The 8,647-nt window shown below is 70.7% G+C and carries 7 protein-coding genes; 5 read left to right on the top strand and 2 right to left on the bottom strand.

What is annotated here, in order from left to right; genetic code table 11:
- The coding region (locus tag IFT36_RS03540; RefSeq protein WP_463671330.1) for a globin family protein at nucleotides 1-362 on the bottom strand (362 nt) is incomplete at its 3' end.
- Nucleotides 363-572: 210 nt separating this feature from the next.
- On the opposite strand from IFT36_RS03540, the gene IFT36_RS03535 reads away from it, so the two are divergent.
- From IFT36_RS03535 to IFT36_RS03515, 5 genes are read left to right on the top strand one after another with little or no spacing between them, the layout of a single operon-like run.
- Nucleotides 573-2,261 carry an ABC transporter substrate-binding protein gene (locus tag IFT36_RS03535; protein ID WP_200412431.1) on the top strand — a complete coding sequence of 563 codons (1,689 nt, stop codon included), beginning with the start codon at nucleotides 573-575 and terminating at the stop codon, nucleotides 2,259-2,261.
- Nucleotides 2,258-3,238: an ABC transporter permease gene (locus tag IFT36_RS03530; RefSeq protein WP_200412430.1), complete on the top strand. Its 981-nt coding sequence runs from the start codon at nucleotides 2,258-2,260 to the stop codon at nucleotides 3,236-3,238. Before IFT36_RS03535 ends, IFT36_RS03530 begins: the two co-directional genes overlap by 4 nt.
- Nucleotides 3,235-4,188: an ABC transporter permease gene (locus tag IFT36_RS03525; RefSeq protein WP_200412429.1), complete on the top strand. Its 954-nt coding sequence runs from the start codon at nucleotides 3,235-3,237 to the stop codon at nucleotides 4,186-4,188. The genes IFT36_RS03530 and IFT36_RS03525 overlap by 4 nt, the downstream gene beginning before the upstream one ends.
- Nucleotides 4,185-5,933: an ABC transporter ATP-binding protein gene (locus IFT36_RS03520; protein WP_200412428.1), complete on the top strand. Its 1,749-nt coding sequence runs from the start codon at nucleotides 4,185-4,187 to the stop codon at nucleotides 5,931-5,933. The genes IFT36_RS03525 and IFT36_RS03520 overlap by 4 nt, the downstream gene beginning before the upstream one ends.
- A 34-nt stretch (nucleotides 5,934-5,967) precedes the next feature.
- Nucleotides 5,968-7,149, top strand: coding sequence for a glycoside hydrolase family 1 protein (locus IFT36_RS03515; protein WP_200412427.1), 1,182 nt, complete (start codon nucleotides 5,968-5,970; stop codon nucleotides 7,147-7,149).
- Between the two features lie 110 nt (nucleotides 7,150-7,259).
- Here the strand turns inward: IFT36_RS03515 and IFT36_RS03510 are convergent, their stop codons facing one another.
- Nucleotides 7,260-8,588 (bottom strand): GNAT family N-acetyltransferase, encoded by a 1,329-nt coding sequence (locus IFT36_RS03510; RefSeq protein ID WP_200412426.1) that lies wholly within the window; start codon nucleotides 8,586-8,588, stop codon nucleotides 7,260-7,262.
- Between the last annotated feature and the right edge of the window lie 59 nt (nucleotides 8,589-8,647).

The raw sequence follows: 8,647 nt of genomic DNA, 5'->3' as shown, positions 1-8,647 counted from the left end.
GAGACGATCTCGCCGGGCGTCGCCGGTGCGAGGGTCGGCGCCCCGGCCTGGCCGACGGCGTCGGCGTCGCCGTCGACGCCGGACGGTCCGCCCCCCGAGGAGGCGCGATGCCGGTCGCCACCGGCGGCACGCGTCGACCCCGGGGCCGCGTCGAGGACGGCCTGGGCGAGCGCCACGATCGTGCGGGCGAGCTCGCGCTGCTGCCGCCCCTGGGCGAGGTCGCCCCGGTTGAACTGGTCCCGCAACAGATCGGGTCGCGTCGCGAACAGGCGGCGGTAGAAGTCCTCGGCGATGTCGTGCGCCCGCTCGGCGACCACGGGCAGCGAGGCGCGGAGCGCTCGCAGCTGCGTCGTGCTGGCCATGCGGGTCCCTCCGGTCGGCCGGGGTGCCGTGACCGGCACCCGACGCCGATTCTGGCGTGCGGGCCCTGGCATCCCCTGACGGTTGGCTCGGCGTCGAACGACCTCGCGCCTCCTCGGGGCCTCTCGACGGGCCCGACCACTTGCGTCCCTGTGATGTATGCGCTTACAGTGGGCCCAGCTCACCTCGACGACGAATGAGAGAACGTGGCGATGACGCACGCGACACCCCCTCGGCGACACCCACGCCGACGCTTCCGCACGCTCGCGGCCCTGGCAGCGGCCACGGCCGCCGTGCTCGTGGCCACCGGCTGCAGCATCCAGATCCGCAGCCAGCCCGACCCCAGCATCGGGGCCGACACGATGCTGATCAACGCCGACAAGGGCAACCCGCAGTTCGAGCGCAACTTCAACCCGTTCCTCACGAACAAGCGGACGGCCTCGACCTGGATCTACGAGCCCCTGCTCGAGATCAACCCGCTCGACGGTGAGATCACGCCCTGGCTCGCGAGCGAGACCGTCCTGCCCGACGCGCGCACGATCGACATGACGATCCGCGACGGCGTCGAGTGGTCCGACGGCACGCCCATGACCCCGGCCGACGTGGTCTACACGTTCGACCTCATCAAGGCGAACCCCACGCTCGACCTCAAGGGTGCGTGGCAGCACATCGACACGATCGAGCAGCAGGGCGACCACGTGGTCTTCCACCTGCAGACCGACGACGTGCCGGCCATGGAGATCATCGGTCAGACGACGATCGTCCCCGAGCACCTGTGGAAGGACGTCGACGACCCCACGACCTTCCGCAACCCCGACCCGGTGGGCACCGGACCGTTCACGCTCGGCAACTACTCGCCGCAGCAGTACTCGATGGACAAGAACGAGACCTACTGGCAGGCCGACACCATCGAGATCGGTCACCTGATCCTGCCCGCGACGAACAACCAGCTCGACACCGTCACGCGCGGTTACGACTGGTCGTACTCGTTCATCAGCGACGTCGAGGGCACCTGGGGTGCCGCCAGCCCCGACAACCAGTTCTGGTTCCCGCCGGGCGGCGTGATCGGGCTCGTGCCGAACCTCACCAAGGCGCCCTTCGACGACGTGAACGTGCGTCGTGGCATCGCGCTGGCGCTCGATCGCGGCCCCATCGCCGAGTCGGCCACCGAGGGCTACCTCGAGCCGGCCGGTCAGACCGGGCTCATCCTGCCCAACCAGCAGGACGACCTCGACCCGTCGATCCCGAACGCCGGCATCCTCGAGCAGGACGTCGACGGCGCCCTCGCGGCGTTCGCCCAGTCGGGCTACACGCAGCAGGGTGACGAGCTGGTCGGCCCCGACGGCCAGCAGCTCGAGATCACGATCCTGACGGCCAACGGCTACACCGACTGGCTGCGGGCCGTGCAGGAGGTGCGGAGCCAGTTGGGCGCGATCGGCATCGACGTGCAGATCCAGGCTCCCCAGCCGGCCGGCTACCAGTCGGCCATCGCGAACGGCGAGTTCGACATGGCGATGGGCGGCATGGGCAACGGCAACGTCTACCAGGCCTACAACAACCTGCTCAACAGCCAGTTCGCCACCCCGGTCGGCGAGACCACGGCGGCCAACTTCGAGCGGTTCAGCGACCCGGCGGTCGACCAGCTGCTCGACGACTGGAAGGCCACGACCGACCCCGAGCAGCAGAAGCAGTACGCCTACCGGTTGCAGAACGTCGTCTACGACCAGCTCCCCGTGATCGGCCTCTACTACGGCGGGCTCTGGGGTCTGTTCAACGACTCGAAGTTCACCGGCTGGCCCACGGCCGAGAACCCGTACATGGCACCGCAGAACTACGACCAGGCACCGCTGCTGATCTTCACGAAGCTCAAGCGCGTCGACCAGGAAGAGGGCGACCAGTGAAGTACGCAGCCCAGAAACTCGGCCTGTTCGTGCTCACCCTGTGGGCCGCGGTCACCCTGAACTTCATCCTGCCGCGGCTGATGCCCGGCAGCCCGACCGACGCCGCGATCGCGAAGTTGTCGCTGAACGGTCCGGTCAGCGCGGCGACCCGTTCCGCCATCGAGGCCCAGCTCGGCGTGCCGGACGGCAACGTGCTGCAGCAGTACGTCAGCTACCTCGGCCAGGTCGTGCGTCTCGACTTCGGCACGAGCTACACGTTCTTCCCCGAGACGGTCGGCCACCTGGTCGGCCAGGCCCTGCCGTTCACGCTGATCCTCGTCGGGGTCTGCACGATCATCGCCTTCGTGCTCGGCACCCTGATCGGCGTCGCCGCGGCCTGGAAGCGCGGCACCTGGCTCGACTCGCTGCCCACCCTGTCGGGCAGCTTCATGAGCACGTTCCCGTACTTCTGGACCGCCCTGCTGCTGCTGTTCTTCCTGGGCTACGTGCTGCACTGGTTCCCGACCACGGGGGCCTACGGCGCGACGACCACGCCCGGGTTCACGCCGGCCTTCGTCGGCGACGCCCTGCAGCACGCGGTGCTGCCGGCCATCACGATCCTGCTGACGAGCCTCGGCGGATGGATCCTCGGCATGCGCAACGCGATGATCTCGACGCTGGGCGACGACTACGTCACCTTCGCCGAGGCCAACGGGCTCAAGGGCCGCACGGTCGCCGTGCGCTACGCCGCCCGCAACGCGATCCTGCCCAACCTGACCGGCTTCGGCCTCGCCCTGGGCGGCGTGGTCGGCGGCTCGATCCTCGTCGAGCAGGTGTTCGGCTACCCCGGCATCGGCTACCTGCTGTTCAACGCCGTCATCGGCCAGGACTACCCGCTGATGCAGGCCCTCTTCCTGATGATCACGGTCAGCGTGCTCGTCGCCAACTTCCTCGTCGACATCTTGTACGGCGTGCTCGACCCAAGGACCCGCCGATGACCTCCACCGTGTCCGTCCACCTGCCCGAAGGCGCGCCTCCCACCGGGCCCGCCGAGCAGAAGGCGCCCAGTCGCTGGCTCACCATCGGCCGCATGGCCGCGACCATCTGGTCGAACCCCAAGGCGAAGATCGGCGTCGTCATCTTCGGCGTCTTCGTGCTCGTCGCGATCTTCGCCCCGCTGCTCGCCCCCTACGGCGCCAGCGAGAACGGCTTCGAGCGCAACGCCGACGGCAGCTGGGCCCACTGGATGGGCACGACGGCGGCCGGCGAGGACGTCCTCAGCCAGCTGATCTACGGCGCCCGCATCAGCGTCTTCGTCGGTGTCGTGGCGGGCGTGCTGTCGACGCTGGTCGCCGTGGCGATCGGGCTCAGCTGGGGTTACATGAAGGGCTTCGGCGGCGACGTCGTCGGCTTCGTCGTGAACCTGTTCCTCGTGATCCCCGGTCTGCCCCTGATGATCGTCATCGCGGCCTACCTGCAGAACGGCGGCATCACCGTGATCCTCGCGGTGATCGTCATCACGGGCTGGGCGTGGGGAGCCCGCGTGCTGCGCAGCCAGACGCAGTCCCTGCGCTCGCGCGACTTCGTCACGGCGGCACGGTTCTCGGGCGAGAGCGCGGGACGCATCGTGTTCCGCGAGATCCTGCCCAACATGACCTCGCTGATCACCGGCTCCTTCTTCGGCGCCGCGACCAGTGCGATCCTCGCCGAGGCCGGCCTCGAGTTCCTGGGGCTCGGCGACTCGTCGATCGTCAGCTGGGGCACGATCCTCTACTGGGCCCAGAACTCGAACGCCCTGCTCACCGGCCAGTGGATCCTGCTCTTCGCGCCCGGCCTCTGCATCGCCCTGCTGGCGATGAGCCTGACCCTGATCAACTTCGGCGTCGACGCCGTCGGCAACCCTCGACTTCGCGAAGGCGCGAAGCAGAAGAAGGAGGCGCGCAAGTGACCGCCACGGACCTCACCACCGCCGACCGCGCCTCCTCGTCGTCCGACGACGTGCTGCTCGACGTCCGCGACCTCAGCGTCGTCTACGAGAGCGCCGGCGCCGAGCCCGTGCAGGCCGTCGACCACGTGTCGTTCCGGCTCAAGCGGGGCGAGTTCGTCGGCCTGGTCGGCGAGTCCGGCTCGGGCAAGTCGACGCTCGGCTACGCGCTGACCCGGCTGCAGAAGCCGCCGGCGCGCACCAACGGCGGCAGCATCTGGTTCGACGGTGCCGACGTCCGCGACCTCGACACCGAGGCCCTGCGTCAGCAGCGTCAGGGCGGCTTCGCGATGGTGCTGCAGTCGGGCATGAACGCGTTGAACCCGGTGCGCACGATCCGCAACCACTTCGTCGACGTGTTCAAGGCCCACGGCCACGTGCCGCGCGACCGGTGGCACAGCCGCGCCGCCGAGCTGGTCGCGAAGGTCGAGCTCGACGCGGGCGTGCTCGCCCGGTTCCCCGGCGAGCTGTCGGGCGGCATGCGCCAGCGCGTCTCGATCGCCCTCGCCCTGTCGCTCGAGCCGCAGCTGATGGTCTTCGACGAGCCGACCACGGCGCTCGACGTGCTCGTGCAGCACGCCGTGATGGACACGATCATCTCGCTGCAGCAGAGCGAGGGCTTCACCGCCGTCCTGATCAGCCACGACCTCGGGATCGTGCTCGAGTCGGCCCAGCGCGTGCTCGTGATGCACGAGGGTCGCATCGTCGAGGACGGTCGCTCGGCCGACGTGCTCGCCGACCCGCAGGACGACTACACGAAGATGCTGCTGTCGCACTACGCCGACCCTCGTGCCGAGGTCGTGTCGCTGCCCGGGTTCGAGGACCGCTCGGTCCGCCGGGCCCGGGGCGACCGCCGCGTCGACACGACGACCTCGGTGCCGACCGTCGCCACGCGCGGCCAGCGCACGGCGCAGCACGCGATCACCGTGAGCGGCGTGACCAAGACCTACGCGCCTCCCCGTCGGGGCGACGACCCCGTGCGGGCCGTCCGCGACGTGTCGTTCACGCTCGAACCGGGCCAGTCGCTCGCCCTCGTCGGGCAGAGCGGCTCGGGCAAGAGCACGATCGCCAAGCTCGTCACGGGCGTCGAGAAGCCGACGAGCGGCAGCGTCACGTTCGGCGACACCGACGTCACGGCGCTCCGCGGCCGCGCCCTGCGCAGCTTCCGCAGCGACGTGCAGATGGTCTTCCAGGACCCGTACGCGGCGCTGAACCCGCTGCACACGGTCGAGTACACGCTCACGCGTCCCGTCGTGAACTACACCGGCCTGACCGGTCAGGAGGCGCGGCGCCGGGTGCTCGAGCTGCTCGAGACGGTCGGTCTGACGCCGGTCGAGCAGTTCGCGGCCAAGCTGCCGCACCAGCTGTCGGGTGGCCAGCGGCAACGCGTCGTGATCGCCCGGGCCCTCGCGAGCGACCCGCAGGTGATCATCGCCGACGAGCCCGTCTCGATGCTCGACGTCTCGCTGCGGGCCGGCGTGCTCGCGCTGCTCGAGGACCTCCGCGAGCAGTGGGGCGTCTCGATGCTCTACATCACCCACGACCTGCTCAGTGCCCGGCTGATCACCGACGACATCATGGTGCTCAACCAGGGCGCCGTGGTCGAGCGGGGGCACACGGCCGAGGTGCTCCAACGGCCGACCGACCCGTACACGGTGAAGCTGCTCGACGCGGTGCCGAACCCGCGCCGCACGCACCGCGCCTCCTGACATCCCCCTTGCTCCACCCGAAAGGAACCACCCTGTGCTGACCTTCCCCGACGGCTTCCTGTGGGGAGCCGCCACCGCCGCCCACCAGATCGAGGGCAACAACGTCAACAGCAACTGGTGGGTGCACGAGAACGCCCCCGGCACGACCATCGTCGAGCCGAGCGGTGACGCGGCCGACAGCTACAACCGGTTCCGCGACGACATCCGCCTGCTCGCCGAGCTGGGGCTCAACAGCTACCGCTTCAGCATCGAGTGGGCCCGCATCGAGCCCGAGCGCGGCGTCGTCAGCAAGGCGCAGATCGCTCACTACCGCCGCATGGTCGAGACCTGCCACGAGTTCGGCATCGAGCCGATCGTCACGCTGATGCACTTCACCGTGCCGCGCTGGTTCGAGCGCGACGGCTTCTGGCGCGCGCCCGACGCCGCCGACCTGTTCGCCCGGTACACCGAGCTCGCCCTGCCCGTCGTCGCCGAGGGCGTCGAGTACGTCTGCACCATCAACGAACCGAACATCGCCGCGATGCTCGCCGGCGGGGAGGACGCGTCGAACCTCGTCGCGTACGGGCTGCCGAACCCCGACCTCGAGGTCGCCGACGCCCTGCTCGCCTCGCACAAGCGCAGCCGCGAGGTGCTCTCGCAGCTGCCTCGGATCAAGTCGGGCTGGACCGTCGCCACCCAGGCGTTCAAGGCCGTCGACGAGCCGGGTGCCGCCGAGGCGACGCGCGAGTACGGCTACGTGCGTGACGACTGGTACAGCGAGATGGCGGCGGGCGACGACTTCGTCGGCGTGCAGGCCTACACGCAGACCTTCGTCGGGCCCGAGGGGCCGCGGCCGGTCGCCGAGGGGCTCGAGACGACGCTGACCGGGTGGGAGTTCTACCCGCCGGCCGCCGCCGAGGGCATCCGCAGTGCGTGGGAGCTGTCGGGCCACGTGCCCGTCATGGTCACCGAGAACGGCATCGCGACCGCCGACGACACCCGTCGCATCGCCTACACGCAGGGCGCGCTCGAGCACGTCCACGACACCATCGACGAGGGCATCGAGGTGCTCGGCTACCAGCACTGGAGCGCCCTCGACAACTACGAGTGGGCCAGCGGGTTCCGCCCGACCTTCGGCCTGATCGGCTGGGACCGCGACACCTTCGAGCGGACGCCGAAGCCGAGCGCCCGCTGGTACGGCGAGGTCGCGCGCGCGAACGGGCTGGCGCGGGCGTAGCGCCCTCCGGCCCTGCCGGACCGGGACGGCGCGGGGCGCACGAGAACGCAGGAGGCGCGGGTCACCCGACCCGCGCCTCCTGCGTCTCGGCCCCGGGGCCGATGCCGTGCCTAGAAGTACGTGATGCCGTGCAGGGGTCGCTCGGGCAGCAGCATCGCGCGGAACTTCTGAACGGCGCCCTTGCGTCGCTCGCGGACCAGGCCGGCCGCGGCCAGCGTGACCGGGTCGGAGCCGCCGAGCCAGAGCGAACCCAGCGTCGCGACGTCGAGTTCGAGGTCGGCCCGGCGGACGGCCGCCTTCTTCACCGTCGCCTCGCCTGCCTCGCTCGTGACCCGGTACGTGCCGGCCGCGTGGCCCAGCGCGTCACCGATGGCGATCGTGACGACGCCGTCGGCCGCCCACGGGCGAGCCTGCAGGGCCGCGACCGGGTCGAGGACGCGGAACCACACGTGGTCCTCGTCGTGGCTGATGGTCAGGGCGCGACCGTCGACGATCGCGTGCGCCAAGGGGTCGTGCTGCGGGGCGTTCGAGTACCGGACGACCCGGACCAGGTCGACCGCGAGCAGCAGCTGCCACAGGCCGAGGTAGGCGTCGTCGGTCGCGGCCACGAGGTCGACGACGACGAGGGTCTGCACGCCCGTGGAACCGGGGCCGCCCCCGGCTGACTCGACCCGGTACGTGACGTAGCCGTCGACGGTGCCGGTCGCGTCGCGGTGCACCGCGGCCCGGACCGCGGGGTCGGGCGTGCCGTCGGCGCGCTCGCGGCCGAGGGCGTGGTTCCAGGCGCCTTCGTGCCGGTCGATCGAACCGGGACTGCGGACGTGGAAGCGGGCGAAGACGTCGGGGGCGACCTCGGCGAGCGAGGCCGTGGTGACGAGCTCGGTGCTGCCCTCGGGCTCGCTGAGCAGGCCGCCCGCGCGACGGACGTCGACCTCGATGGTGCGCTCGCGGACGCCCACGCCGAAGCCGAAGCGCCGGTAGATCGACGCCTCGCTGGCCGTGAGTGCGGCGACCGGGGTGCCGGCCGCCTTGGCGCGGGCGAGGTCGTCGGTCATCATCCGACGCAGGATGCCCTTGCGGCGGTGGGTCGGTTGCACGGTGACGCCGGCGACCAGGTCGGCGTCGATCAGACGGCCGCCGCCGACGTGCAGGGTCTTGTCGAACGACGCGAAGGTGGCGACGGGGCGACCCTCGGCGTCGAGCGAGCCGGGGGTGGCCTCGCGGCGGTAGACGCCCGTGAGACGTCGCCCGTCGGCGACGAGGCGACGCGCGGCACGGCCGAGGGAGTCGTCGTCGCCGGCCGGGTCGTGGAAGCCCATCGACTCGGCGTCGACCCAGGCGGCGGTCGCCACGTCGGCCCGCGGGGAGTCGTCACTCGCCTCGGGGTCGAGCGCGGCCGCGAAGGTGCGGAGGTCGTAGTCGTCGTCGAGGGTGCTCACCCGGTCAGCCTACGGAGGACGGCCGACGTTGTCGTCGGTCTCGAGGAGGAGCGGCGACC

This window comes from Frigoribacterium sp. CFBP 13605, from assembly GCF_014839405.1.
In the GTDB taxonomy this organism is placed as follows: domain Bacteria; phylum Actinomycetota; class Actinomycetes; order Actinomycetales; family Microbacteriaceae; genus Frigoribacterium.
The sequence above is the reverse complement of the archived record's forward strand: the minus strand, read 5'-3'. Positions and strand labels throughout refer to the sequence as shown.

Excerpts from the sequence above, each read along its gene's own strand:
- IFT36_RS03525 (WP_200412429.1), top strand. The coding sequence starts at position 3,235 with ATGACCTCCACCGTGTCCGTCCACCTGCCCGAAGGCGCGCCTCCCACC.
- IFT36_RS03535 (WP_200412431.1), top strand. The coding sequence starts at position 573 with ATGACGCACGCGACACCCCCTCGGCGACACCCACGCCGACGCTTCCGC.